The following is a 25,540-nucleotide window of genomic DNA, read 5'->3' as shown; positions in this document are numbered from 1 at the left end:
CCCGGTGCCCGCGCAGGACACGCTCACCGTGGCGGTACGCGTGAAGCCCGGCGCCTCGTCCACCCGGGTGGGCGGCCGCTTCGACGGCCCGCACGGGCCCGCCCTCGTGATCGCGGTCCACGAACCGGCAGTCGACGGTCGGGCGACCGAGGCGGCTCGCCGGGCCCTCGCCGCTGCCCTGGGTGTCCGGCGGTCCGAGGTCGCCCTGCGCGCCGGCGCGGCCAGTCGGGACAAGCTCTTCCTCGTCGATCGGCCCAGCCCGGAGCTGTCCGCGGCGCTGCGCCTACTGCGCGACGGACCCGCCGAGTGAGGAACGCCCAGGCCGGGCAGCCGTGACGCCCGGCTTCGACATCGCGCTGCTGCTGGGGGCGGCCGTGCTGCTCGTCGCCGTCGGCGCGGTGCGGCTCTCCACCCGGCTGGGTGTGCCAAGCCTCCTGGTCTATCTGGCGCTGGGCGTGGCGATCGGCGAGAGTGGGCTGGGCATCCACTTCGACGACGTCGAGTTGACCCGTACCCTCGGCTTCTGCGCGCTTATCGTGATCATCGCGGAGGGCGGTCTGACCGCCCGGTGGTCCACGCTGCGACCGGTGCTGGGGCTGGCGTCGGCGCTCTCCACTGTCGGCGTGGTCGTGAGCATCGTGGTGGTCGGTGTCGCCGTGCACCTGTTGCTGGGGTTGGACTGGCGGTTGGCGCTGCTCTACGGCGCGGTGCTCTCGTCCACCGACGCGGCGGCCGTCTTCGCCACCCTGCGCCGGCTGCGGCTGCCGCCCCGCCTGGTGGCGACGCTGGAGGCCGAGTCGGGCATGAACGACGCCCCGGTGGTGCTGCTTGTGGTGCTGCTGTCGCACCAGGGCTGGTCGCACCCGTGGTGGTACGAGGTCCTGCTGGTCTGCTACGAGCTGGGCGTGGGCGCGGCGGTGGGCGTGGGCGCGGGCGTCGCCGGCATCTGGGCGCTGCGCCGGGCCGCGCTGCCCTCGGCCGGGCTCTACCCGATCGCCGCGGTGGGCATCACCGTGCTGGCGTACGCCGCGGGGGCGGTGCTGCACGCCTCGGGGTTCCTCGCCGTCTACGTGGCCGGGGTGCTGCTGGGCAATGCCCGGCTGTCGCACCGGCGGGCGATCCTCGGCTTCGCCGACGGGTTGGCGTGGCTCGCCCAGATCGGGTTGTTCGTGTTGCTCGGGTTGCTGGCCTCGCCGGGCCGGCTGGACGCGGCGGTGGTGCCGGCGGTGGTCGCGGGGCTGGCCCTGGTGCTGCTGGCCCGCCCGCTGTCGGTGGCCGTCTCAGCGCTGCCGTTCCGGGTGGGCCTCCGGGAACAGGCGTTCCTGTCCTGGGCCGGGCTGCGCGGGGCGGTGCCGATCGTGCTGGCGACAATTCCGCTCTCCGAGCGGGTGCCCGGCGCGGAGCGCCTCTTCGACGTGGTCTTCGTGCTGGTGGTGATCTTCACGCTGGTGCAGACCGGCACGCTGGGGCCGTTCGCCCGCCGGTTGCGGGTGACCGCGCCGGCGGAGGCCACCGAGATCCATCTGGAGACCGCGCCGCTGGAGCGGATGCGGGCGGACCTGCTGCAGTTGGAGGTGCCGCCGGGCTCACGGTTGGCGGGCGTGCACGTCGACGAGTTGCGGCTTCCGCTGGGCGCGTCGGTCACCCTGGTGCTGCGGGACGGGGTGGGTTTCGTGCCCAGCCCGGGCACCCGGTTGAAGACCGGCGACAGTCTGCTGATCGTGGCGACGGCCGGGGTGCGCGACGCGGCCGAACGGCGGCTGCGGGCGGTCAGTCGGCGGGGTCGGCTGGCCCGATGGTTTGGCGAGTACGGGGATGAGGCGGTCGGTTGACCTGCTAGCGTTCCCTTTGCCCCAGTTAGGCAGGGCTCGGGGTAGTTAAGCGGTGCGACGGTGCGGCACGTTGTCGGACGCCTGTACGTTCCGTATTCTTGCCAACCTCCGGAGTGCGCGGCCATCGTCGCCGTGCGCCCCTTTTCGTACATCCAGGGGACGTCGTGGTTGACGCCCCCTGACCAGGTGCCGCGGACAACGCGGCTCCGCGGCCGAGGGAGCGACCCATGGCGAAGCCAGCCGACACCAGGACCGCCGGGCGCAAGCCGGTGGCCAAGGCCACCCGCAGCACCGCGGAGACCGAGAAGATCCGGGCGGCGCTGGCGGCGCGGCGGGACGAGCTTCGCGCCGAGTACGATCAGACGCTGAGTGAGATCACCGAGCTGCAGCGCGATCGGCTGACCGACTCGGCCGGGGACGACCAGGCCGACACGGGCACCAAGACGCTCGAGCGGGAGCAGGAGATCTCCCTCGCCAACAGCATTCTGGAACGGATCACGCAGGTCGAGCGCGCTCTGGAGCGTCTCGACGAGGGTGGTTACGGCTGGTGCGAGCGGTGCGGCAACCCGATCCCGGTCGAGCGCCTCGCCGCCTTCCCGTCGGCCACCCAGTGTGTGACGTGCAAGCAGCTGGAGGAGCGGCGCTGAGGTCCGCTCCCCGGCGGCGATGAGACGGTGAGCGATCACCGCCGAGACACCTCGATGGGGAGCGCATGACCGCAGCACCGTCCGCCGAACCCGGCCGCACCGACCCGGGCGGCGACAAACGTCGCCCCCGGGCCATCGCGATTCTCGCCGGAGTCGCCCTGGTGGCCCTGCTGGCCGACCTGGTCACCAAGCACCTCGCGCTCGCCGCGTTGACCGACCGGGAGCCGGTCCGACTGCTCAGCGGGGCCGTCTACCTGAGCCTGACCCGCAACAGCGGCGCCGCCTGGAGCATCGGCGCGGACCACACCTGGATCTTCCCGCTGATCACCATCGGTGTGGTCGGCTGGATCGTCTGGATGGCCCTGCGCCTGCGCTCGCTGCCGTGGGCGATCTGCCTCGGCCTGGTGCTGGGCGGCGCGCTCGGCAATCTCGTCGATCGGATCTTCCGGGCCCCCGCGCCCTTCCACGGGCACGTGGTCGACATGATCAGCCTCTTCGACCCGTACGGCCAGGTCTGGCCGGTGTTCAACCTGGCCGACAGTTCGCTGGTCTGCGGTGTGCTGCTGGCCATGCTGTTGGAGTTGACCGGCCGCCAGCGGGACGGCCGACGGGCCGGGCGCGACGGCGCCCCGGTCGAGACGGACGCCACCCAGGGCGCGGACCAGCGGGAGCGGGCATGACCTCCGCGTTCGCCGCAGGCGGCGACCAGCGTTCCCTCCCGGTCCCGGACGGCCTCGACGGCATGCGACTGGACCAGGCGGTGTCCCGGCTCTTCGGGCTCTCCCGCACCGCCGCCGCGGCCCTTGTCGACGCCGGGGACGCGCTTGTCGACGGCGCCTCCCGTGCCAACTCGCACAAGGTCAAGGCCGGCTCCTGGCTGGAGGTCACCCTGCCCGCCCCGGTCGCGCCGCCGACAGTCGTGCCGCAGGCGGTGCCCGGCCTGCGGGTGGTCTACGCCGACGACGACATCGTGGTGGTCGACAAGCCGGTGGGCGTGGCCGCGCACCCCAGCCCCGGGTGGACCGGTCCGACGGTGATCGGCGCCCTCGCCGCGATCGGGCACCGCATCTCCACGAGCGGCGCCGCCGAGCGGCAGGGCGTGGTGCACCGGCTCGACGTCGGCACCACCGGGATCATGGCGGTGGCCAAGAGCGAACACGCGTACACGGCGTTGAAGCGGGCCTTCAAGTACCGCGAGGTGGACAAGGGCTACCACGCGGTGGTGCAGGGTCACCTGGACCCGTTGCGCGGCACCGTCGACGCGCCGATCGACAGGCACCCCACCCACGACTACCGCTGGGCGGTGGTCTCCGGTGGTAAGCCGAGCATCACCCACTACGACACCCTGGAGGCGTTCCCGGCGGCCAGCCTCGTCGACGTCCGACTGGAGACCGGCCGGACCCACCAGATCCGGGTGCACTTCTCGACCATGCGGCACCCGTGCGTGGGTGACCTGACCTACGGTGCCGACCCCACCCTCTCGGCCCGTCTCGGCCTGGCCCGACAGTGGTTGCACGCCCGCGAACTGAGCTTCCTGCACCCCCGAACGGGGGACGAGGTCCGGTTCGTCAGCGACTACCCTGACGATCTGGACCGCGCGCTCCAGATCCTGCGTGACTGAGCGGCGACCGTCCGACACCGATCCGACGAGGGGATCCCGCCCGTGCGCGCCGGCAACCTGCTGCGGCAGTTGGACCAACGGTTGCTGCCGCCGCTGACCCGGGCCGTGACCCGGTTGGGCGACCGGCCGACCCGGTCCGGGGTGCTCACCTGGGCGGCCGCGCTGTCCGCGGCGGCGGTGCTGGGCACCGCGCTCTGGGCCGCCGACGAGACCCCGCTCGGCGACCGGACGGTGGGCGAGGTGACCCGGGTCGGAGTCTCCGACGGCGACTCCGTGCCCGGCTACCTGCGGTCCGCCGCCGCCGACCTGGCCGCGCTCGCCGAGACTCCCCCGGCCGCCGAGGACGGGACCTACGCGCTCGTCACACTCGTCGCGTACCTGCCGCCGCAGCGTCTGGCGACGGTGCTCGGCGACGTTCCGGTCTCGACGGTCTTCGGGCGGGTCCCGCTGCCGGGGCGGCAGACCGAGATCGTCAAGATTCCCGCGCTGCGGGTGCCGGACGACGTGGTCGCCGGAATGGGCGAGGTGGCGGCCCGCAAGGAGACCGAGGCCGCGGACTACCGGGCCAGGGCCACCGCTGTCGACGGCGACGGCGAGAGCGAACGGGAGTTGCGCGCGCTCTACGCCAGCGGCGCCGAGGTGGCGACGGCCGAGGCGGCCGCGTACCGCACCGGCTGCGCCTGCGTCTACGCGGCGGTGGTACGAGCGGCGCCGGCGGTGTTGCGCGGCATGGCGGCCCGGCCGGACGTGCGGGCGGTCGACCCCGCCCCGGAGGTTCACCGGCTGGACCGCACGGTCTTCACGCCGCCCCTGCCGGAGCAGCGTGACGTGGTGCGCCCGCCCGCCGACACCGGAGCGAGTCCGAAGCCGACGCCAGCCCAGCGGTCGGAGCCGGCCTCGCGCACCCCGGCGCCCACGGCGTCGGTGGGCGAATCGTCGGAACCCGCACCCGTCGTGACGATTCCGTTACCCGTGCCGTCCTCGCCGGAGCCCACCGAGCCGCCCCCGTCGAGCGTCACCACCTCGCCGGACGTCACCGACGCCGGCGAGCCGCCGACGCCCACGCCGTCGTGATCTGCGTCGGCTGGTGTGCGTTCTGAGGTGTGGTCCGAATAGGGTTTGCTTCGTAGCCTGTCAGACGAAGATCGATGGTGCTGGGAGGGCGGGCCGTGGAGGGCAGTGAGACCGGCTGGGGCCGGCCGGCCGAACCAGCGCCGCGGTGGCGTGCGTTGTTGGACCGCGCCCGGCTGGGCGGTCGCGGCGCGGAGCAGACCGAGCCGGAGCGGCGGGCCGACGAGGCGCCGCCGGACCCGCTGCCGCGACGTGCGGCCCCGAACGGGCACGCCGGGAGGGCGCCCGCCGTCGGGCATCCGGCGGATTCGTCGTACGGCGCGGACCCCGCCTACCGGGCCGAGGCGACCTACCGCGTCGACCCCGCCTATCGGGCTGAACCGACGTACCGGGCGGATCCCGCCTACGGGGCCGAGCCGGACTACCGGTCGGAGCCGGCGTACCGCTCCGAGCCGGCGTACCGGGCGGAACCGGCGTACCGCGCTGAACCGACCTATCGCGCGGAGCCGGACTACCGGGCGGAGCCGGACTACCGGGCGGAGCCGAACTACCGGGCCGAGCCGACCTATCGCGCCGAGCCGGACTACCGGGCCGAGCCGACCTATCGCGCGGAACCGGGCTATCGCGCCGAGCCGGGTTACCGGGCGGAGCCGGGCTATCGCGCGGAGCCGGAGCCGGGCTACCGCGCGGAGCCGGACTACCGGGCCGAGCCGGCGTACCGGGCCGAGCCGGGCTACCAGGCGGAACCGGCGTACCGGGCCGAGCCCGAGCCGCCGCCCCGCGCGCCCGAGGCCGCCCAGTCCCGCTACGCGCTGCTGGACAACGGCTACCGGCCGGGCGACCCGCCGGTGGAGTCGCGGTACGCGCTGTTGGAGACCGGCTACCAGCCGGAGACCGGCTACCCGGCGGCCGCGCCGCCACCCCCACCTGTCGCACCCCCGCCCACCCCGCCGGTCGTGCCTCCGACCACCCCGTCCGTCGGTTCGGCGGTCTCCGAACGCGCCTACCCGGCCCGGGTCGAGTGGCGCTCGCAGGGCGCCGACCCGGAGCTGGAGCGGGCCAACGGGGTGCTCCGCCGCGACCTGGGCACGCCCCGGGTGTTCGCCTTCGCCAACCCCAAGGGCGGGGTGCACAAGACCACCGCGACCGTGCTCGCCGCGGCCACCGTCGGCAGCGTGCGCGGGAAGGGCGTACTGGCCTGGGACGACAACGAGCTGCGCGGCACCCTCGGACTGCGCGCCGGCAGCGCCCGGCACGCCCGGACGATCCGGCACCTGGTCAGCGACCTGGCCCACATCGAGATCCTGGAGGACTCGACCCTGCTGGGTCGGCTCGACGACTACCTGCGGCACGCCTCCGACGGCTCGTACGACGTGCTGGCCGGCGAGGAGAGCCCGCGCTTCGCCCAACGACTGGACCAGTTCACCGTCCGGCGGGTGTTGGAGTTGCTGCGGCGCACCCACGACGTGGTCTGCGTGGACACCGGCAACAACGTGGAGAGCCCCAACTGGCGCACCGTGATGCAGGCCGCGGATCAGCTGGTGGTGACGACCGTCCCCCGCGAGGACGCGGCGTTCAGCGCCGACTGGATGCTCGACCTGCTGCACGAGGAGGGCATGGGCGAGCTGGCGGACAACGCGATCACCCTGATCTCCTGCCCGACCTCGGGCCGCTCGCCCCTGCAGGACGACCTGGAGCGGCACTTCGCCACCCGTACCCGGGGGGTGGCGGTGGTGCCGTACGACCCGGCGCTGGAGACCGGGTCGTCGATCGAGTACCACCAGCTCCAGCCGGAGACCCGGCAGGCGTGGCTGCGCGCGGCGGCGATGATGGTGGAGCCGTTCGCCCGGTGAGCTGGTCTGCCGCCACCGGGGCCCCGGCCGCACACCGGGCCTGAGAGGATCATCGGGTGAGCCCGGACAACCCCGACCGTGAGCGGCCCGTCGACGAGCCCGACCAGTCCACGCCGCCCCGAGCGTCGGGCACGACACCGCCGACCGCCGAGCCGCCGCCCGTGGGCGAGCCGCCGTCCGCGAGTGCGCCGCCGTCCGCGAGTGCGCCGCCGTCCGTGGGTGAGCAGCCGTCCGTGGGTGAGCAGCCGTCCGTGGGTGAGCAGCCGTCCGTGGGTGAGCAGCCGTCCGTGGGTGAGCAGCCGTCCGTGGGTGAGCAGTCGGCCGCGGGTGAGCCGCCGTCCGGCGGTGCCCTTCCGGGGGCGTACCAGAGCTCTCTGGAGCTGAGCTTCGACGAGCCGCGCCGTCCGCTGCGCGCCGTGGTGACGGTGCTGGGCACGGTGCTCGCGCTCGCCGTGCTGGGTGTGCCGTTCGGCCTGCTCTGGGCCGCGCTCGCGCCGGACACGCCGGTGGTCAAGACCGTCGAGGGGGCGATCTACGCCGACCCGCAACCGGAGCAGCCGATCGCCGCCGACGGGTGGTTCAGCCTGCTCGGGCTCGGCTTCGGGCTGCTTGTCGCGCTCGCCCTGTGGTTCGTGCTGCGGCGGCGGCGCGGCCCGGTGGGGCTGCTCGCCGCGGTGCTCGGCGCGTTGGTCGCCGCACCGGTGGCCTGGCAGGTGGGTAGGCGGGTCGGCCTGGCCACCTTCGACCGGCTGCTGGCCACCGCCCCGGCCGGGCAGGCCTTCACCAAGCCGGCCGACCTGCGGGCCGGTGGGATCGACTGGGTGCTCGGCGTGCTGCCGGTGCCGCACGGAAACCTGCTGCTGCCGGCGTTCGGCGCCGCGATCCTGTACACCCTGCTGGCCGGCTGGTCACGGTGGCCGGGGCTGCGCCCGGAGCCGGACCCGGCGGGGTTCAGTTGGGTGTCGGCGGGGACGCCAACTCCGACAGCGGCACCGGCACCGCCCGCACCTGACGAAGCAGAGCCACCTCGCGGTTGAGCAGCCGCAGCTCGGCACGGAGCCGGGCGGCGGTGTCGTCGATGGCCAGCAGCCGCTGGCGGTCGTCGACGGTGAGTGCCGCGGTCGCCGCCACCAGGTGGGAGAGCACCGTCGGGTCCTCCGGCAGTTGCTCGGAGATCTCCTCCGGATCGGAGCGGATCAGGCCCAGGTACTGCCGGAACACCGCGATCACCCGGGCGGCCAGCAGCTCGGCCACCTCGTCCGGCCCGGCCGGGTCGGGCAACCACTCCACGTCGGCGGTCAGGTAGGGCGCGACGGTGTCGTCGACCTCGGCGATCCGGAAGCGACGCCGGCCGACCGTGACGATGTCGAAGCCCCCATCGGCCAGCTCGGTCACCTGGCGCAGCTCGGCGGTGCAGCCCACCTCGTGCAGGGTGACGTCACCGCCGCCCGGCGTGGAGCGGGCGCCGGGACCGGCGGGCGCGACCTCCCAGCCGGACTGGATGGCCACCACGCCGAACTCGCGCGGAGCACCCTCGGGCAGGTCGACCAGGTGCCGCACCAGCGCCCGGTAGCGATCCTCGAAGATGTGCAGCGGCAGCACCAACCCGGGAAAGAGCACTGTTGCGAGCGGGAACACCGGCAGCCGTGCGGTCACATGGTCGAGCCTAACCAATCTCGCCCCCGGGGGCGTGGCCCGGCTCACCGTCCCGGCGGTCGGGCGGCTCGGGTGCGCTCCGCGCCGGCCGCCTAGACTCCCAAGGGTGCTGAATCGGATCGACCTGCGCGACGGTCTCGGTGACCCGCGCCGCCTGCTGCCCCGTGCCCAGCTCGACGTCTCGGTTGCCGTCGAGCGGATCCGCCCGCTGGTGGAGGCGGTCCGCGAGCATGGCTACCCGGCGATCCGGGAGGCCAGCGAGCGGTTCGACGGCATCTCCCCGCAGGTGCTGCGGGTGCCGGTCGAGGCGATCGCCGAGGCCGAGGGGGTGCTCGACCCGGCCGTGCGCGCCGCGCTGCTGGAGTCGATCGCCCGAGCCCGCAGGGTGCACGACGACCAGCGGCGCACCGACCACACCACGCAGGTGGTGCCCGGCGGCACGGTCACCGAGCGCTGGCTGCCGGTCGACCGGGTCGGCCTCTACGTGCCCGGCGGCCTGGCGATGTACCCGTCGACAGTGGTGATGAACGTCGTGCCGGCCCAGGCGGCCGGTGTGCGGTCGCTGGTGGTGGCCAGCCCGCCGCAGAAGGACAACGGCGGTCTGCCCGACGCCCGGGTGCTCGCCGCGTGCGCGTTGCTCGGCGTCGACGAGGTGTACGCCGTGGGCGGAGCCCAGGCGGTGGCGATGCTGGCGTACGGCGCGGCGGTCGACCCGTTGGGTGAGCTGCGGTGCGACCCGGTCGACCTGATCACCGGCCCCGGCAACATCTGGGTGACCGCCGCCAAGCGGTTGCTGCGCGGCGTGGTCGGCATCGACGCCGAGGCCGGGCCGACCGAGATCGCCATCCTGGCCGACGACACGGCCGACCCGGCGCACGTCGCCGCCGACCTGATCAGTCAGGCCGAGCACGACCCGCTCGCCGCGAGCGTGCTCGTCACCCCGTCGCTGACGCTCGTCGAGTCGGTCGAGCGGGAGTTGGCCCGGCAGGTGCCGGCGACCAAGCACGCCGAGCGTGTCACCACCGCGTTGACCGGCGAGCAGAGCGGCGTGGTCCTGGTCGACGACCTGGAGGCGGGGTTGCGGGTGGTCGACGCGTACGCGGCCGAGCACCTGGAGATCCAGACGGTCGACGCCCGGGAGTGGGCGCTGCGGGTCCGCAACGCGGGGGCGATCTTCGTGGGCGCCTGGTCGCCGGTGTCGCTCGGCGACTACTGCGCCGGGTCCAACCACGTGCTGCCCACCGGCGGCTGCGCCCGGCACTCCTCCGGGTTGTCGGTCCAGTCGTTCCTGCGCGGCGTGCACCTGATCGAATACACCGAGGCCGCTCTGCGTGAGGTGGCCCCACACGTGGTCACCCTGGCCGGAGTCGAGGACCTGCCCGCGCACGGCCAGGCGGTCCAGGCCCGTTTCCCGGGAGCGTCGGCGTGAGCGAGCGCGGCGAGCGAACCGGCCTGGACGACCTGCCGATCCGCGACGACCTGCGCGGGCTGTCGCCGTACGGCGCGCCGCAGTTGGACGTGCCGGTGCGACTCAACACGAACGAGAACTCCCACCCGGTGCCGGAGCCGGTGGTCGAGGCGATCAGCAAGGCGCTCGCGGCCGAGCTGCGGGAGTTGAACCGCTATCCGGACCGGGACGCGGTGGCGCTCCGCGCCGACCTGGCCGAATATCTCGGGCACGGGCTCACCGTCGACCAGGTGTGGGCCGCCAACGGCTCCAACGAGATCCAGCAGCAGCTCCTGCAGGCGTTCGGCGGGCCGGGGCGCAGCGCGCTCGGCTTCGTCCCGGCGTACTCGATGCACCCGCTGCTGGCCCTCGGCACCGGCACCCGGTGGGTGCCCGCGCGGCGCGGCGTCGACTTCGGTCTGACCGTCGGGGAGGCGGTCGCCCAGGTCCGCGAGCACCGACCCGACGTGGTCTTCCTCTGCTCTCCGAACAACCCCACCGGCACGGCACTGGACCCGGCGGTGATCGCGGCGGTGCTCGACGTCGCGCCCGGCATGGTGGTCGTGGACGAGGCGTACGCCGAGTTCGCCCGCCCCGGGACGGTCAGTGCCCTCGCGGTGCTGCCCGGCCACCCCCGGTTGGTGGTCACCAGGACGATGAGCAAGGCGTTCGGCTTCGCCGGCGGGCGGCTGGGTTACCTGGCCGCGGACCCGGCGGTGGTGCAGGCGGTGCAGCTCGTCCGACTGCCGTATCATCTGTCCACGCTCACCCAGGCTGCCGCCCGTGCGGCGGTGACCCACCGCGACACCCTCCTCGGTACGGTGAGCGCGATCATGGTGCAGCGGGACCGGATCGTGGCGACGCTGCGCGAGCGTGGGTTGCGGGTCGCCGACAGCGACGCCAATTTCGTGCTCTTCGAGGTGGGCGGCGACCAGACCACCGTCTGGCATGCCCTGCTGGCGCAGGGGGTGCTGGTCCGCGACGTGGGCCTGCCCGGCTGGCTGCGGGTGACCGCGGGCACCTCGGCCGAGACCGATGCCTTCCTTTCTGCAATGGAGACAGCGCAATGAGCCGGACCGCCCGGGTGGAGCGGATCACCAAGGAGACAAAGGTTCTCGTCGAGATCGACCTCGACGGTAACGGCACCGCCGAGATCAGCACCGGGGTCGGCTTCTACGACCACATGCTGAACCAGATCGCCCGGCACGGCGGCTTCGACCTGACCGTCCGCACGGTGGGCGACCTGGAGATCGACGCGCACCACACGATCGAGGACACCGCCCTGGCCCTGGGCGCCGCGTTCGACCAGGCGCTTGGCGACAAGGCCGGCATCCGGCGGTACGGCTCGGCGACGGTGCCGATGGACGAGGTGCTGGTCCGGGCCGCGGTGGACCTGTCCGGCCGGCCGTACGTGGTGCACGACGAGCCGGCGCTGGCCCCGTACATCGGGCCGGTCTACGCGACGAGCATGACCCGGCACATCTGGGAGTCCTTCGGTCAGGCGGCCCGGGTCACGTTGCACGTCGACGTGCTGCGGGCGGCCCGGCCGGGTGGCCACCCGGACGCGCACCACGTGGTGGAGGCCCAGTTCAAGGCCGTTTCCCGGGCGTTGCGTGAGGCGACCGCGATCGATCCCCGTGCGGCGGGCGCGATCCCGAGCACGAAGGGCACGCTCTGATGGGCGCCGCGTTGCCGACGCTGCTGCTGATCCTGGCGGGGGTGCTTGTCGGCGGTGCCTGGTCGTTGTACCGCCAGGGCGCGCCGAAGGCGGCGGTGTTCGTCACCGCGGTGCTCGCGGCGCTCGCCACGGTCGCCGGGGTGCTCCGACTCTTGCCGGGGGGCGACGCGTGAGCGCCGTGGTGGTGCTCGACTACGGCTCGGGCAACCTGCGCTCGGCGGAGCGGGCGCTGGCCGCCGCCGGCGCGGACGTCCGGGTGACCGACGACCTGGCCGCCGCTGCCGCCGCCGACGGCCTGGTGGTGCCGGGGGTGGGCGCGTACGCCGCGTGCATGGCCGGGATCGAGGCGCTCGGAGCGGGCCCGGTGATCGCCGAGCGGGTCGCCGCCGGCCGGCCGGTGCTCGGCATCTGTGTGGGCATGCAGGTGCTCTTCGAGCACGGCGACGAGCACGGCGTGGTGACCAAGGGGCTGGGGTTGCTGCCCGGCGGGGTGACCCGACTGGCCGCCACCAGGCTGCCGCACATGGGCTGGAACACGGTCCGGGCGCCCGAGGAGTCGGTGCTCTTCGCGGGGCTGACCGCGCAGAGCCGGTTCTACTTCGTCCACTCGTACGCGATGGGCGACCCGGCGGCGTTGGCCGCCGCCGGCGCCGTGGTGACCACCGCGCGGCACGACACGGATTTCGTCGCCGCGGTGGAGCGGGGGCCGCTCTCGGCGGCCCAGTTCCATCCGGAGAAGTCCGCCGACACCGGTGCCGCGCTGCTGCGCAACTGGCTCGCCACGCTGCCCACCGGTGGCTGAGCGTCGTTGCCCGCCGCCCGATTCGAGGGCGTCGCGGTGAGCCGGGAACGGGCTCGCCGGCGGGCGGAGCGGGAGGCGGAGCAGGCCCGGGAGCGGGCGGCTCGGCAGCGTCGGGTGGCGCGCCGGCAGCGCCGCCGCGCGGTGGTCCGCCGGTTGACCCCGCGGTTGCGACGCGGCCGTTCCGGGCGGCTGGCCCGGCACAGCCGGGGTGAGCGGGCCGCCATCGTGCTGCTCACCGGCGCGGCGCTGATTCTGATCTGGTCGTTCGTCGACAACCTGGCGTTGCGGATCGCGCTGATCGTGTTGTTGCTGCTCGTACTGCCGGCGATCGTCGTGATCGCCCTGGACCGCCGTACCTGATCGAGGAGAAGACGTTGAGCCTCACTCTGTTACCCGCCGTGGATGTCGCCGACGGCCGGGCCGTCCGGCTCGTGCAGGGCGCCGTCGGAAGCGAGAGCCACTATGGCGAGCCGTTGGACGCGGCACTGGCCTGGCAGCAGGACGGTGCCGAGTGGATCCACCTGGTCGACCTGGACGCGGCGTTCGGTCGGGGCACGAACGCGCACCTTCTCGCCGAGGTGGTGCGCCAACTGGACGTCAAGGTGGAGCTGTCCGGCGGCATCCGTGACGACGAGTCGCTGCGCGCGGCGTTGGGCACCGGGGCGGCCCGGGTGAACATCGGCACCGCGGCCCTGGAGGACCCGGTGTGGTGTGACCGGGTGGTGGGGGAGTACGGCGACCGGGTGGCCATCGGGTTGGACGTACGCGGCCACACCCTCTCCGCGCGGGGTTGGACGCGCGACGGCGGCGACCTCTACGAGGTGCTGGAGCGGCTGGACAAGGCCGGCGCGAGCCGGTACGTGGTCACCGACATCACCAAGGACGGCACGATGCGCGGTCCGAACCTGGACCTGTTGCGCGAGGTGTGTGCCCGCACCGACCGGCCGGTGATCGCCTCCGGCGGGGTGTCCACGCTCGACGACCTGCGGGCGTTGGCGACCCTGGAGCCGATCGGGGTGGAGGGCGTGATCGCCGGCAAGGCGCTCTACGCGGGTGCCTTCACGGTGGCCGAGGCGCTGCGGACCCTGGCCGAGGTGTGACTGTCACCCGGCTCTCCTCGGGTGGCCCGTGGGAGCGGATCTACGGCTACTCGCGGGTGGTCCGGGCCGGCGATCGGGCCTTCACGTCCGGCTGCACCGCGACGGTGGATGGTCGGGTGGTGCACGTCGGTGATGCCGCCGCGCAGACCGCGCAGGCGCTGCGGATCGGGTTGGACGCGCTGGCCGAGGTGGGTGCGGAGCCGGGTGACGTGGTCCGGACCAGGATGTACGTGACCGACCGGCGGCACGCCGACGAGGTGGGCCGGGCGCACAACGTGGTCTTCGGCGCGGTCCGGCCGGCGGCGACGCTGGTGGTGGTGGCCGGGCTGCTGGACCCGGAGCATCTGGTCGAGGTGGAGTTGGAGGCGTACCTCGGCGATCGCTGAGGTCGCCGGGTGAGCGCCGCGCTGGCCGCCTCCCGGCCTGATAAGTTGTGCACAACTTAATTGTGGGCTACGGTTATGCGGTGACCGATGACCTGGTGCTGCGCCGGCAGGTGTGCTTCGCGCTCTACGCCGCGTCGCGCGCCCTGACCGACGTCTACCGGCCGATCCTCGACGAGGTCGGGCTGACCTACCCGCAGTACCTGGTGCTGCTGGTGCTCTGGGAGCGCCCCGACGACGCCCCCACGGTGTCCGAGTTGGGCGCCGAGCTGCGACTGGACTCCGGCACGCTCTCCCCGCTGCTCAAGCGGCTGGAGGGGGCGGGTCTGGTGGCCCGGCGGCGGTCGGCCCGCGACGAGCGGCGGGTCGAGGTCGGCCTCACCGAGCAGGGCCGGGCGCTGCGCGAGCGGGTCTGCGACGTCCCGCTGCGCATCGCGCAGGCCACCGGGCTGGGCCTCGGCGAGCTGGTCGCGCTGCGCGACACCCTCACCCGGGTCACCGAGACCATCCACCGACAGAAGGAGCAGTGACTCTCATGCAGGTTCTCTACACCGCGTCCGCGACCGCCAGCGGCGACGGCCGCGACGGCCGCGTCGAGACCTCCGACGGCACCCTGGCGCTCGACCTGGCCGTGCCGAAGGAGATGGGCGGCGCCGGTGGGGCCGCCAACCCCGAGCAGCTCTTCGCCGCCGGCTACGCGGCCTGCTTCCACAGCGCGCTGCGGCTCGTGGGCCGCCGGGCCAAGGCCGACGTGAGCGACTCCGTCGTCGCCGCGGAGGTGGGCATCGGCCCGAACGGCAGCGGCGGTTTCGGGCTCACCGTGCGGCTCGTCGTCGACCTGCCCGCCGTCTCCCGCGAGACCGCCGAGCAGATCGTCGAGCAGGCCCACCAGGTCTGCCCGTACTCCAACGCCACCCGCGGCAACATCGACGTCGCGCTGACCGTCCGCGAGACCCTGGCCGCGTGACCGCGCGGCTCCAGGCCCCCACCCGCGGACGAGAGGACGACACCACGTGACCGGCAATCGTGAGATCCACCTGGCCAGCCGCCCCGAGGGCTGGCCCACCGAGGACACCTTCCGGATCGTCGACACCGACATCCCGAAGCCCGGACCGGGCGAGATCGTGGTCCGCAACCAGTACCTGTCCGTCGACCCGTACATGCGGGGGCGGATGAACGACGTCAAGTCGTACGTCGCGCCGTTCGCGCTCGACGCGCCGCTCGACGGTGCCGCGATCGGCGAGGTGGTGGCCAGCGAGGCGCCGGGCACCGCCGTCGGCACCACAGTCCTGCACGGGCTCGGCTGGCGGGAGTACGCGCTGCTCGACGCCACCGCCGCCCGGCCGGTCGACACGAGCGTCGCGCCGGTCAGCGCGTACCTGAGCGTGCTCGGCATGACCGGGCTGACCGCGTACGCCGGACTGTTGGGGGTCGCCGCCATGAAGCCTGGCGAGACGGTCTTCGTCTCCGCCGCGGCCGGCGCGGTCGGCAGCCTGGTCGGCCAGATCGCCAAGCTCAAGGGCGCCGGCCGGGTCATCGGCAGCGCCGGCTCGCCGGCCAAGGTCGAGCGGCTGCGGGCGCTGGGCTTCGACGCGGCCTTCGACTACCACGACGGGGTCCGCGAGTCGCTGCGCAGCGCGGCCCCGGACGGCGTCGACGTCTACTTCGACAACGTCGGCGGCGACCACCTGGAGGCGGCGATCTCGACCATGAACCTGCACGGCCGGGCCGCCATCTGCGGCATGATCGCCCAGTACAACGACACCGAGCCGCCCGCCGCGCCGCGCAACCTGGCACTCGTCATCGGCAAGCGGCTCACCCTGCGCGGCTTCCTGGTCAACGATCACAACGACATGCGGGCGGCTTTCGTCCGCGACGTCGCCGGCTGGCTGCGCGACGGCACGCTGTCCTACGACGAGACGATCGTCGACGGCATCGAGAACGCCCCGGCGGCGTTCCTCGGCCTGCTGCGCGGCGAGAACCTCGGCAAGATGCTCGTCAAGGTGTGAGTCCCGATCCGACGCGCGGCGGTGACCGGCCGCACCGGTCGGTCGTCGCCGCGCGTGCGGGCGATAGGCTCGCGGCATGACGGTGGCGGTACGGGTGATCCCCTGTCTCGACGTGGACGCCGGGCGGGTGGTCAAGGGTGTCAACTTCCTCGACCTGCGCGATGCCGGCGACCCGGTGGAGTTGGCCGCCGCGTACGACCGGGCCGGCGCCGACGAGCTGACCTTCCTCGACGTCACCGCGTCCTCCAGCGACCGGGGCACCATGCTCGACGTGGTGCGCCGCACCGCCGAGTCGGTGTTCATCCCACTGACCGTCGGTGGCGGTGTCCGCCAGGTCGCCGATGTCGACACGCTGCTGCGCGCCGGCGCGGACAAGGTCGGCGTGAACACCGCCGCCATCGCCCGGCCGGAGCTGATCGCCGAGATAGCCGACCGGTTCGGCCGGCAGGTGCTGGTGCTCTCCCTCGACGTGCGTCGGTCGCCCGGCGACGGCACGCCCAGTGGCTTCGAGGTCACCACGCACGGCGGCCGGCGGGGCACCGGCATCGACGCGGTGCGGTGGGCGCAGCGGGGCGCCGATCTGGGCGCGGGGGAGATCCTGCTCAACTCGATGGACGCCGACGGCACCAAGGCCGGCTTCGATCTGGAGCTGATCGCCGCGGTGCGGGCGGTGGTGGACGTGCCGGTGGTGGCCAGCGGAGGCGCCGGCGAGGTGGCCCACTTCCCGCCCGCGATCGGCGCGGGCGCGGACGCGGTGCTCGCCGCGAGCGTCTTCCACTTCGGCGAGCTGACCGTGGCCGAGGTCAAGGACGCGCTGCGACACAGCGGCCACCCGGTGCGCTGAGCGGGTCAGTGCCCGCCGGAGTGCCCCTCCGGTGACCGGCGGGGCGTGGGGATCGAGCGGACCGCGTATTCCTGGACGGCCGCCGCGTGGTCGGCCTCGTCCAGGCTCCAGTCGGCCCGGCCGGGTGCGTGTCGGCGGGTCAGCACGCCCTGCACGGTGTCCACCATGGTCGCCACGCCCGCCCGGGGGCGGGTGCGCCAGAGCTGCTCACCCTCGGTGGTGATCCGGAACCAGCCGTCGGCGACGCTCACCAGCCCGGCCCCGACCAGCCGCTGGACCGCGGCCTCCACCTCGTGCCGCTGTGGAATCGCGTGGTTGAGGTGATCGGCGGTGGAGAGCACGTCGGTCAGGCGGACGCCCTCCGGCCGTCGACTCGTCGCCGACCGGCGGTGCCGGCCCGCTCCGCTCGCGATCACCAGCGACACGAAGATCCAGGCGTCCGTCCATCGCCAACCGTTCTCCCCCATGCAGAGATGATGACGGCGCGCGTCGCGGAAGGGAACACCCACCCTCCCATCCGGTCTGCCGCACCACCACGACGTACCGGCTCACGGACGGTGGGTGAGGATTCAGCCGGCGGGGGCGACCGGGGCGGGGCTGCCCGGCGAGGGCGCGGCGTCGTCCGGCGCGGCGTCGGGCACCGCGAACAGCGGAATGAAGAGCTGGGCCAACGGACCGATGGCCAGCGCGTACGCGACGGTGCCCACGCCGACCTTGCCGCCGAGGAGCCAGCCGAGCGCCAGCACGGTGACCTCGATGACGGTGCGCACCAGCCGGACCGACCGGCCCGGCCGGCGGGCCACGAAGCCGGTCATCAGCCCGTCTCGGGGCCCCGGCCCCAGTCGGGCGCCGAGATAGAGGCCGGTGGCGGCACCGTTGGCGACGATCCCGGTGCTCAGCAGCGCGATCCGGACGCCGAGCGGGCCACCGGTCGGCAGGAGGGCCAGTGTGGCGTCCACGACGAGGCCGATCACCACGACGTTGCTGACCGTGCCGAGGCCCGGCCGCTGTCGCAACGGAATCCACAGCAGCAGCACCAGCGCGCCGACGGCGATGGTGACGGTGCCGAAGGAGAGCCCGGTCCGCTTGGACAGCCCCTGGTGGAACACGTCCCAGGGGTCGAGGCCCAGGGTGGAGCGGATCATCAGGGCCATGCTGACGCCGTAGAGGACGAGCCCCAGATAGAGCTGCGCCAGTCGCCGGACCGGCCGCTGCCGCAGATTGCCAATCAGTGCCATGCATGCCACTCTAGGTGCCAATCCTCGCCGAGGAAGATGCCAATATCCGAGGAGTGGTCATGACTGGGCAGGTGCGAGGCGTCCAATTGGCCCGTCTGCTCGGCCAGTGGCACGCCCTGCCGGGCCGTCGGCGCAGCCCCGACTACGCCGCTCTGGCCGGGGCGGTGCGCGGGCTGCTCGCCGACGGCCGGCTGCCGCTGGGCGTCCGACTCCCGGCCGAACGGGAGCTGGCCGAGGCGCTGCGGATCAGCCGGACCACTGTCACCGCCGCGTACCGGCAGTTGCGGGAGACCGGGCACCTGGCCAGCCGCCGGGGCGCCGGGAGCTGGACGATGCTGCCCGGCAACCACCGGGTGGCCAGCACCGGCCTGTGGACCCCGCTCGACGACCGGGACATGCTCGACCTCGGCGTCGCGGCGCTGGCCGCCCCGCCGCAACTCCTGACGGCCGCCCGGACGGCCACCGAGGACCTACCCCGCTATCTGGGCGGGGCCGGCTACCACCCGACCGGCATCATCGAGCTGCGCGAGGCGGTGGCCGGCACGTACACCGCTCGGGGTCTGCCGACCTCGGCCGACCAGATCATGGTCACCAGCGGCACCCAGCACGCCCTGGACCTGGTGTTGCGACTCGCGCTCGCCCCCGGCGGCAACGTCCTGGTCGAGTCCCCGACCTATCCCAACGCGCTCGCCGCGCTGGCCGGCCGACGGGCCCGGATCACCACCCACGGCCTGGCCGCCGACGGCGGCGGCTGGGAGCCCGACCTGCTGCTGGGCAGCCTCCGCCAGACCCGGCCCAAGCTGGCCTACCTGATCCCGGAGTTCCAGAACCCGACGGGGCACCTGATGCCCGCCGCGCTGCGGGAACGTGTGGTGGCCGCCGCCCACGCCGTCGGCACCGACCTGGTCGTCGACGAGTCCTTCGTGGACCTCGCGCTGGACGGCACCGAGGTGCCGCCCCCGGTCGCCGTCCACGACCGGCACAGTCGGGTGATCAGCATCGGCGGGATGAGCAAGTCCTACTGGGGCGGCCTGCGGATCGGCTGGGTGCGCGCCTCCGCGCCGCAGGTGCAGCGGCTGGCCGCCGTCCGGGTCGGGGTGGACATGGCCAGCCCGGTGCTGGACCAACTGGTCGCGGTGCACCTGCTCGCCGATGCCGACGCCATCGTCGCCGACCGCCGCGTCCAGTTGACCGGCCAGCGCGACGCCCTGCTCGGCGCGCTGGCGCACCGGCTGCCGGACTGGCGGGTCACCGTGCCACGAGGTGGCGTGACGCTCTGGGCCGAGTTGGACGGCCCGGTCTCCAGCGCGCTGGCCCGGGCCGCCGAGGAGGTCGGCGTACGACTGGCGCCCGGCCCCCGGTTCGGCCTGGACGGCACCATGGAGCGTTTCCTGCGACTGCCGTTCACCCTGCCCGCCGCGGACCTGGTGGAGGCCGTCGGACGGATCGCGGCGGTCCGCTACGACCTGGACCGGACCGGGCCGCAGCGGTGGCGGGAGCCGGCCGTCATCGCCTGAGCCCCGTCGACGGGAAGCCGGTGGCACCCACCCGGGCGTGGGTGCGGGGCCACCGGCGACGCGTCACAGCTCGGCGAGGGTGCCGGCGTACATCTTGTCGATCTCGCCCGCGAAGTTGCTCTCCACACCGCGCCGCTTGATCTTCAACGACGGGGTGATCTCGCCGTCCTCGATGGTGAGGTCGCGGGGCAGGATGGCCACCTTCTTGATCTGCTCCCAGCGGTTGAGCTTGGCGTTGAGTTGGGCGACGTACTCCTCGACCATCGTCTGGGCCTCCGCCGAGGTGACGATCTCGGTGTAGTCGCGCCCCTCCAGCGGCCCGCCGGCGACCCAGCCCCGGATCGCGTCCGGGTCCAGCGTGATCAGCATCGTGCAGAAGTTGCGCGCCTGGCCGACGACGACCGCCTGCGAGGTGTACGGGCAGATGGCCTTGAACAGCCCCTCGATGTGCGACGGCGCGACGTACTTGCCGCCGGAGGTCTTGACCAGGTCCTTCTTGCGGTCGGTGATCTGGAGATAGCCCTGCTCGTCGAGGGTGCCGATGTCACCGGTACGGAAGAACCCGTCCTCGGTGAACGCGGCGGCGGTCTCCTCCGGCAGGTTGTGGTAGCCGCGCATCACCGGCCGACCGCGCAGCAGGATCTCGCCGTCGCTGTCGATCCGGCACTCCAGGTCGCCCATCGCCCGGCCCACCGTGCCGATCTGGAGCCCGCCCGGCGGGTTGACGAAGTTGCCGGCGCTGGTCTCGGTCAGGCCGTAGCCCTCCGAGATCGGCAGGTTCGCCGCGGCGAAGAAGCTGGCGATCTCCGGACTGAGCGGAGCGGCGCCGGAGACCAGCACCCGCATCCGGCCGCCCAGGCGGGCCTGGAGCTTGCTGAACACCAGCTTCTCGGCGAGCGCGTACTGCAGCTTCAGCCCGCCCGGCACCGGCATGCCGGCCTGCTCCAGGGCCACCTTCTGCTTGCCGACCCGGACGCCCCAGGCGAAGATCTTCGCCTTCGCGCCGCCCGCGCTCTGCGCGGTGGTCACCGCCCGGTTGTAGACCTTCTCGAACACACGGGGGGCGCCGCACATCAGCGTCGGACGGATCACCGACAGCAGGTCGACGAGCTTGTCCACCCGCCCGTCGACGTAGGTGGGCAGCCCCACGTGGGTGGCGCCGCAGAGCAGCGTCTTGCCGAACGAGTGGGACAGCGGCAGCCACAGGTACTGCAGATCGTCGTCGAGCAGCAGCCCGGCCTCGGCCTGCGCCACGGCCTCCCAGCACCAACCGCCGTGCAGCAGCTCGACACCCTTGGGCCGGCCGGTGGTGCCCGAGGTGTAGATCAGGGTGGCCAGGTGGTCGGGGCCGATGCCGGCCACGAGCATGTCGATCAGTTCCGGTTCGGCGGCCAGCGCACGGGCGCCCCGCTCCTCCAACTCGGCGAGCGTCAGTTGGGGGATCGTGGCGGTCGGGTCGACGGCGCCGTCGAGGAGCACCACGTGGGTCAGCGCGGGCAGGTCGGCGCCGCCGGCCTTCGCCGCCTGGGTCGGGTTCTCCGCGAACAGCACCTTCGACCCGGAGTCGGCGAGGATGTACGTCGCGTCCGCCGGCTCGGTGGTCGGGTAGATGGTGGTGGTCGCTCCACCGGCACACATGATGCCGAGATCGATGATCACCCAGTCCAGTCGGGTGTTGGCGAGGATCGCGACCGGGTCCTCCTGGCCGATGCCCAGACCGTGCAGGCCGGCGGCGACCGCCTTGGCGCGCTGGCCGACCTGCTCCCAGGTCATCCAGACCGGCCCCGAGTCGTCGGCGTTCGGGGACGCGAACGCGTGCCGGTCGGGGGTGGCCGCCACGCGCTTGAGGAACATGTCCGGGATGGAACGGTACGGTACATCGAGAGCCATCGCTGTAGCCGCCTTCGGGGGTGGTGGCGTGACGGTCGTCACGTCATGATGGTTACCGAAGAGTATTGCCTGGCGCGGTGCGTCGGCTAGCCCCGGTGATCGTCCGGCCCTCCCACCCCGCCGCCCGGTACGGGCGAATCAGGCGTACCGGGCGGCCACGACTGACCAGTCGTAGGTGGCACGGACCCAGTTCCGCCGTGCGGCCAGCGCGTGGCGCAGGCCCTCGTCCTCGTCTGCCAGCAGCGTCTTCTCGACATCGAGGTACGCGTCCAGCCCCCGGTTGAACCGGTCCGCCGCGGCCCGCAGCGCGCTCGCCTCGTCCGCGCCGCTGTCCCGGGCGAGCACCGTCACCAGGTTGTGCGCGTCCGGGTCCACCTGGCTCTCCTTGCCGTAGGAGAAGAGATCGTTGCACCAGCAGACCAGGTCCACCGCCAGCACGTCGAGGGCGACAAGCGCCGGATGGGCGCGCTGGGTCGGCCCGAGCTGCTGGGGCGCCGCCAGGTCGGTGAGCGTGAGACACGGCCGTACGCCACCGATGTGTCGCCGCAGTTGCACGTACTCCGCGACCTCGGGCACCCGCCGACGCTCCCGGTTGGCCGCCTCCCAGAGCAACGCCAACAGGTACTCCCGCATCTGGCTGACGAACCGCAACAGCAGGGCCGGGTGGTCGTGCAGCCGGGTGCGGCGGCACAGGTCGTGCAGCGCGTCGCCGAGCGGCCCGACGGCGGGCGGTACGACGTCCGGGTCGCCGCAGCGGTCCAGCACGTCGATCAGAGTGCTGATCGCCGGCCCCAGCCGGGTCGGGTCGGCGCCGAGGCCGTCCTCGTCACAGGCGTCGTCCATCACGAAGAGCCAGCTGATCAGGTCGGTGAGCAGGCGTAACCCGTCCACGGATCCGTCCGGGCAGGCGCGGCCGGCCAGGCCGGCGGCGTCGGCCCGGTGCAGCCGCTGCACACGCTGGCTGGAATCGACCAACCCGAACGCGCGCGCCCACTCGACGCTCTCGCCCGCCACCTGCTCCGTGGCCCCATGGCGCCCCGCACGAAAAGGAGGCTCCCGCAGCGCCGAAATCGCAAATTTCCGCACAGTGCGCCCCCACTTCGTACCGCTCGGCGCGGAGCGGCGCGGTGAAGCGTACGGGAGGAGGCATCAGCGTGTTTCGCTGGGTGTGGGCAACGCCACACTTGACTTGTGACCGTTTAAGCTCAGGGAGTCACATGCCCAGGTTGGCGGCCCGCAGGCGACGTGCGGCGGCTGTCGTGCCGTCCAGTTGGACCCGCGCCACCCGCTGCCGACCGGAGAGGAACAGGGTCAGCTCGGCGGGGGCGCCGACCAACCGCAGCGGCTCCCCGCCCCGACCGACGGAGATCTCGCCGTGACCGGGCGCCTGCACGTAGAGGTCCGCCGGAAAGCGGCGCAGGACCAGCCGGGCCAGCGGGGCGGCACGCTTCCACAAAGTGCGCTGCAGGCCGGCGGGCAGGTCGCGCGGTTGCCACCCGGAGCCGGCCCGCCGCACGTCCTCGTGGTGGATGAAGAACTCCATCGTGTTGGCCAGCTCGTCGGTCAGGGGATTGCTGACCGGGCTCCACAGCGGCGGACGTCGTACCTGCGCCACCAGCTCCGGGTAGGGCCGCGCGGCGAGGCGGCGACGCACCCGTTCGGCGTAGCCGCGCAGCGGCGGCAGCAGGATCCCGCCGGCCGCGTCCGGGCGGCGTTCCCGCAGCACCAGGTGCGCGGCGAGGTCACGGGTCACCCACCCCTCGTTGATCGTCGGGGCGTCCGGCCCGAGGGCCAGCAGGAGATCGGCCAGCGCCTCGCGCTCGGCTCGGGCGTACCGCGGCATCTGCCGATCGTAGGCCCGGTCGCTCGTCGGCGCGCGACACCGGCCGCCGACTCGTCGCCCGCCGCCCGCCGCCCGCCGCCCGCCGCCCGCCGCCCGCCGCCCGCCGCCCGCCGCCCGCCGTCATCCGGGTACGTGACGGTCGACATATCCCGACCGGGTCGGCAGTGCTGGCCCCGACCGGTAAGGATGAGGGAGATAATTGCGGCTTACGGCGGGGGAAAGCGTGGCGAGCAAGACAAGTCGGGACGTGCTCAGCCGAGGGCTGGGGGTCCTGCGGCAGGCGATCCGCGAGCAGCCCCGGATCTTCTCGGTCGCGGTCGTCGGCAGCGTGCTCTTCGGCGGCATGATCATCGTCAGCGCTCGGGTCGTCGGGACCGTCATCGGCGAGGTGGCGCTGCCGGCCATCTCGCGCGGCGAGGTGGGCGCCGGGACCCTGGCGTTGGCCGCGGCCGCGCTGTTCGGGATCAGCGTGCTGCGGGTGGCGGGCATCTTCGGGCGTCGGCTCGGCGCCGGCTACATGCAGTACCGCCTCCAGGCCTCCTACCGGCGCCGGGTCACCCGCCGTTACCTGGAGCTGCCGCTGTCCTGGCACCACCGCAACTCGACCGGCACCCTGCTGTCCAACGCCAACTCCGACGTGGAGGCGGCCTGGTACCCGATCGCGCCGCTGCCGTTCGCCGTCGGCACGCTCGTGATGCTCGTCGGCGCGATCGTGTCGCTCTTCGCCACCGACTGGGCGCTGGCCCTGGTGGGCCTCGCGGTCTTTCCCGCGCTGTTCGCGCTCAACGTCGTCTACTCCCGCCGGATGGCGCCCCGACAGGCTCGGGCGCAGCGCCTGCGCGCCGAGGTCAGCGGCATCGCCCACGAGAGCTTCGACGGCGCCCTGGTGGTCAAGACCATGGGCCGCGAAGCCCAGGAGACCGCCCGGTTCGCGGGTCGCGCCGGTGAGCTGCGCGACTCGCTGATCGCGGTCGGTCGGCTGCGCGGCGTCTTCGACCCACTGTTGGAGACCCTGCCCAGCCTCGGCACCCTCGCCGTGCTCGTGGTCGGGGCGTTCCGGCTGCGCCAGGGCGCGATAAGCGTGACCGAGTTGGTCAGCGTGGCCTTCCTCTTCACCGTGCTGGCCTTCCCGGTCCGGGCCATCGGGTGGGTGCTGGCCGAGCTGCCGCGCAGCGTCGCCGGCTGGGACCGCGTCCGCCGGGTGCTCGACGCGACCGGCGAGATGCCGTACGGGCAGCGCGTGCTCGACCAGGACGGCGCCGGGGCGGCCACCCTCACCTTCCGCGACGTGCACTTCTCCTACCCGCCGGCCGAGGCGCACCAGACCGGCGCGCAGGTCCTCGGCGAGGTCGGCTTCACGGTGCCGGCCGGTCGGACGGTGGCCCTGGTCGGGCCCACCGGCGCCGGCAAGTCCACAATCGCCTCGCTGGCGGTGCGCCTCGTCGACCCGGACTCCGGCGCCGTCACCCTGGACGGGGTGGACGTGCGCGAGCTGACCGCCGCCTCGCTGGCCGGCACCGTGGCGCTGGTCGCCCAGGTGCCGTTCGTCTTCGACGACACGGTCCGCGCCAACATCGCCCTCGACCGGCCGGGCATCGACGACGAGGCGGTCTGGGCGGCGCTGCGGCTGGCCGAGGCGGACGGGTTCGTCGCCGCGCTGCCCGACGGTCTGGACACCATGGTCGGCGAGCGGGGCACCTCGCTCTCCGGCGGGCAGCGGCAGCGGCTCACCCTGGCCCGCGCGCTCGCCGGCCGGCCGCGCCTGCTGGTGCTCGACGACGCGACAAGCGCTGTCGACCCGCGGGTGGAGGCGGCCATCCTGGCCGGGCTGCGGTCGTCGGCGGCCGAGCCCGGGGTGCCTGTCGCGTCGATCCTGGTGGTGGCGTACCGCCGGGCCACCATCGCGCTCGCCGACGAGGTCATCTACGTGGAGCAGGGACGGGTGCTCGCCCGCGGCACGCACAGCGAGTTGCTGGCCACCGTGCCCGGGTACGTCGACCTGGTCACCGCCTACGAGCAGGCGGAGGTCGAGCGCGCGCAGGAGAGCGCCTACGGCGACGAGGTCGCACCGTTGCCCTCGGGCCTGGAGATCGAGGTGGACCGGTGAGC

The 25,540-nt window shown here is 73.5% G+C and carries 28 protein-coding genes; 22 read left to right on the top strand and 6 right to left on the bottom strand.

Annotated features, from left to right (window positions below; genetic code table 11):
• Positions 1–4 precede the first annotated feature (4 nt).
• From ACGFH8_RS04710 to ACGFH8_RS04675, 8 genes are all read left to right on the top strand, one after another.
• On the top strand, positions 5–310 hold the full coding sequence (locus ACGFH8_RS04710) for a DUF167 domain-containing protein (protein WP_393363362.1): 306 nt from the start codon (positions 5–7) through the stop codon (positions 308–310).
• Positions 311–332: 22 nt separating this feature from the next.
• Positions 333–1,832, top strand: coding sequence for a potassium/proton antiporter (locus ACGFH8_RS04705; protein WP_393363359.1), 1,500 nt, complete (start codon positions 333–335; stop codon positions 1,830–1,832).
• A 227-nt stretch (positions 1,833–2,059) separates the two neighbouring features.
• Complete coding sequence (locus ACGFH8_RS04700) at positions 2,060–2,479, top strand: TraR/DksA C4-type zinc finger protein (RefSeq protein ID WP_124770807.1); 420 nt, start codon at positions 2,060–2,062, stop codon at positions 2,477–2,479.
• 65 nt (positions 2,480–2,544) lie between these two features.
• Positions 2,545–3,159 (top strand): signal peptidase II, encoded by a 615-nt coding sequence (lspA, locus tag ACGFH8_RS04695; RefSeq protein WP_393363356.1) that lies wholly within the window; start codon positions 2,545–2,547, stop codon positions 3,157–3,159.
• A complete protein-coding gene (locus ACGFH8_RS04690; protein WP_393363355.1) occupies positions 3,156–4,100 on the top strand; it encodes an RluA family pseudouridine synthase in 945 nt (314 codons plus the stop codon). Before lspA ends, ACGFH8_RS04690 begins: the two co-directional genes overlap by 4 nt.
• 42 nt (positions 4,101–4,142) lie before the next feature.
• The gene (locus tag ACGFH8_RS04685) at positions 4,143–5,174 is read left to right on the top strand and encodes a hypothetical protein (RefSeq protein WP_393363352.1); all 1,032 of its coding nucleotides are present in this window, start codon (positions 4,143–4,145) and stop codon (positions 5,172–5,174) included.
• Positions 5,175–5,269: 95 nt separating this feature from the next.
• Positions 5,270–7,024 carry an ATPase gene (locus tag ACGFH8_RS04680; protein WP_393363349.1) on the top strand — a complete coding sequence of 585 codons (1,755 nt, stop codon included), beginning with the start codon at positions 5,270–5,272 and terminating at the stop codon, positions 7,022–7,024.
• 56 nt (positions 7,025–7,080) lie between these two features.
• Positions 7,081–8,061 (top strand): DUF2567 domain-containing protein, encoded by a 981-nt coding sequence (locus ACGFH8_RS04675; protein WP_393363346.1) that lies wholly within the window; start codon positions 7,081–7,083, stop codon positions 8,059–8,061.
• On the opposite strand, the gene ACGFH8_RS04670 is transcribed toward ACGFH8_RS04675, so the two are convergent.
• A complete protein-coding gene (locus ACGFH8_RS04670; protein ID WP_393363343.1) occupies positions 7,976–8,680 on the bottom strand; it encodes an LON peptidase substrate-binding domain-containing protein in 705 nt (234 codons plus the stop codon). The genes ACGFH8_RS04675 and ACGFH8_RS04670 overlap by 86 nt on opposite strands.
• Before the next feature lie 106 nt (positions 8,681–8,786).
• Between ACGFH8_RS04670 and hisD the strand changes: the two genes are divergently transcribed.
• The 12 genes from hisD to hisF all read left to right on the top strand — a co-directional run bounded on the left by hisD (position 8,787) and on the right by hisF (position 16,943).
• Entirely contained in the window at positions 8,787–10,109 is a 1,323-nt protein-coding gene (hisD, locus tag ACGFH8_RS04665; protein ID WP_393363340.1) for a histidinol dehydrogenase, read from the top strand.
• Positions 10,106–11,197, top strand: a complete 1,092-nt coding sequence (locus tag ACGFH8_RS04660) for a histidinol-phosphate transaminase (RefSeq protein WP_393363337.1) — start codon at positions 10,106–10,108, stop codon at positions 11,195–11,197. The genes hisD and ACGFH8_RS04660 overlap by 4 nt, the downstream gene beginning before the upstream one ends.
• Positions 11,194–11,805: an imidazoleglycerol-phosphate dehydratase HisB gene (gene hisB, locus ACGFH8_RS04655; RefSeq protein ID WP_393363334.1), complete on the top strand. Its 612-nt coding sequence runs from the start codon at positions 11,194–11,196 to the stop codon at positions 11,803–11,805. The genes ACGFH8_RS04660 and hisB overlap by 4 nt, the downstream gene beginning before the upstream one ends.
• Positions 11,805–11,978 (top strand): hypothetical protein, encoded by a 174-nt coding sequence (locus ACGFH8_RS04650; RefSeq protein WP_393363331.1) that lies wholly within the window; start codon positions 11,805–11,807, stop codon positions 11,976–11,978. Before hisB ends, ACGFH8_RS04650 begins: the two co-directional genes overlap by 1 nt.
• A complete protein-coding gene (hisH, locus tag ACGFH8_RS04645) occupies positions 11,975–12,607 on the top strand; it encodes an imidazole glycerol phosphate synthase subunit HisH (RefSeq protein ID WP_393363328.1) in 633 nt (210 codons plus the stop codon). The genes ACGFH8_RS04650 and hisH overlap by 4 nt, the downstream gene beginning before the upstream one ends.
• Before the next feature lie 36 nt (positions 12,608–12,643).
• Positions 12,644–12,967 (top strand): hypothetical protein, encoded by a 324-nt coding sequence (locus tag ACGFH8_RS04640; protein ID WP_393364505.1) that lies wholly within the window; start codon positions 12,644–12,646, stop codon positions 12,965–12,967.
• Between the two features lie 14 nt (positions 12,968–12,981).
• Entirely contained in the window at positions 12,982–13,707 is a 726-nt protein-coding gene (gene priA, locus ACGFH8_RS04635) for a bifunctional 1-(5-phosphoribosyl)-5-((5-phosphoribosylamino)methylideneamino)imidazole-4-carboxamide isomerase/phosphoribosylanthranilate isomerase PriA (protein WP_393363325.1), read from the top strand.
• Entirely contained in the window at positions 13,704–14,093 is a 390-nt protein-coding gene (locus ACGFH8_RS04630) for a RidA family protein (RefSeq protein ID WP_393363322.1), read from the top strand. Before priA ends, ACGFH8_RS04630 begins: the two co-directional genes overlap by 4 nt.
• Before the next feature lie 80 nt (positions 14,094–14,173).
• On the top strand, positions 14,174–14,620 hold the full coding sequence (locus tag ACGFH8_RS04625) for a MarR family winged helix-turn-helix transcriptional regulator (protein WP_393363319.1): 447 nt from the start codon (positions 14,174–14,176) through the stop codon (positions 14,618–14,620).
• Positions 14,621–14,625: 5 nt separating this feature from the next.
• A complete protein-coding gene (locus ACGFH8_RS04620) occupies positions 14,626–15,057 on the top strand; it encodes an organic hydroperoxide resistance protein (RefSeq protein ID WP_393363316.1) in 432 nt (143 codons plus the stop codon).
• Between the two features lie 46 nt (positions 15,058–15,103).
• Positions 15,104–16,099 (top strand): NADP-dependent oxidoreductase, encoded by a 996-nt coding sequence (locus ACGFH8_RS04615; protein WP_393363312.1) that lies wholly within the window; start codon positions 15,104–15,106, stop codon positions 16,097–16,099.
• A 76-nt stretch (positions 16,100–16,175) separates the two neighbouring features.
• Positions 16,176–16,943, top strand: a complete 768-nt coding sequence (gene hisF / locus ACGFH8_RS04610; RefSeq protein WP_393363309.1) for an imidazole glycerol phosphate synthase subunit HisF — start codon at positions 16,176–16,178, stop codon at positions 16,941–16,943.
• A 5-nt stretch (positions 16,944–16,948) separates the two neighbouring features.
• Here the strand turns inward: hisF and ACGFH8_RS04605 are convergent, their stop codons facing one another.
• Entirely contained in the window at positions 16,949–17,410 is a 462-nt protein-coding gene (locus ACGFH8_RS04605) for a hypothetical protein (RefSeq protein ID WP_393363307.1), read from the bottom strand.
• A 102-nt stretch (positions 17,411–17,512) separates the two neighbouring features.
• Positions 17,513–18,181, bottom strand: a complete 669-nt coding sequence (locus ACGFH8_RS04600; protein ID WP_393363304.1) for a YitT family protein — start codon at positions 18,179–18,181, stop codon at positions 17,513–17,515.
• Between the two features lie 59 nt (positions 18,182–18,240).
• Here ACGFH8_RS04600 and ACGFH8_RS04595 point away from each other — a divergent pair, with 59 nt between their 5' ends.
• Positions 18,241–19,698 (top strand): PLP-dependent aminotransferase family protein, encoded by a 1,458-nt coding sequence (locus ACGFH8_RS04595; RefSeq protein WP_393363301.1) that lies wholly within the window; start codon positions 18,241–18,243, stop codon positions 19,696–19,698.
• Positions 19,699–19,761: 63 nt separating this feature from the next.
• On the opposite strand, the gene ACGFH8_RS04590 is transcribed toward ACGFH8_RS04595, so the two are convergent.
• The 3 genes from ACGFH8_RS04590 to ACGFH8_RS04580 form a co-directional block, all read right to left on the bottom strand.
• On the bottom strand, positions 19,762–21,588 hold the full coding sequence (locus ACGFH8_RS04590; protein WP_393363299.1) for an AMP-dependent synthetase/ligase: 1,827 nt from the start codon (positions 21,586–21,588) through the stop codon (positions 19,762–19,764).
• A 138-nt stretch (positions 21,589–21,726) separates the two neighbouring features.
• The gene (locus ACGFH8_RS04585; protein WP_393363296.1) at positions 21,727–22,602 is read right to left on the bottom strand and encodes a terpene synthase; all 876 of its coding nucleotides are present in this window, start codon (positions 22,600–22,602) and stop codon (positions 21,727–21,729) included.
• 199 nt (positions 22,603–22,801) lie between these two features.
• Entirely contained in the window at positions 22,802–23,431 is a 630-nt protein-coding gene (locus tag ACGFH8_RS04580) for a TIGR03085 family metal-binding protein (protein WP_393363293.1), read from the bottom strand.
• Positions 23,432–23,654: 223 nt separating this feature from the next.
• Here ACGFH8_RS04580 and ACGFH8_RS04575 point away from each other — a divergent pair, with 223 nt between their 5' ends.
• Positions 23,655–25,538: an ABC transporter ATP-binding protein gene (locus ACGFH8_RS04575; protein ID WP_393363290.1), complete on the top strand. Its 1,884-nt coding sequence runs from the start codon at positions 23,655–23,657 to the stop codon at positions 25,536–25,538.
• Positions 25,539–25,540: the final 2 nt, after the last annotated feature.

The organism is Micromonospora sp. NPDC049175 (assembly GCF_043197345.1).
Taxonomy (GTDB): domain Bacteria; phylum Actinomycetota; class Actinomycetes; order Mycobacteriales; family Micromonosporaceae; genus Micromonospora.
The sequence above is the reverse complement of the archived record's forward strand: the minus strand, read 5'-3'. Positions and strand labels throughout refer to the sequence as shown.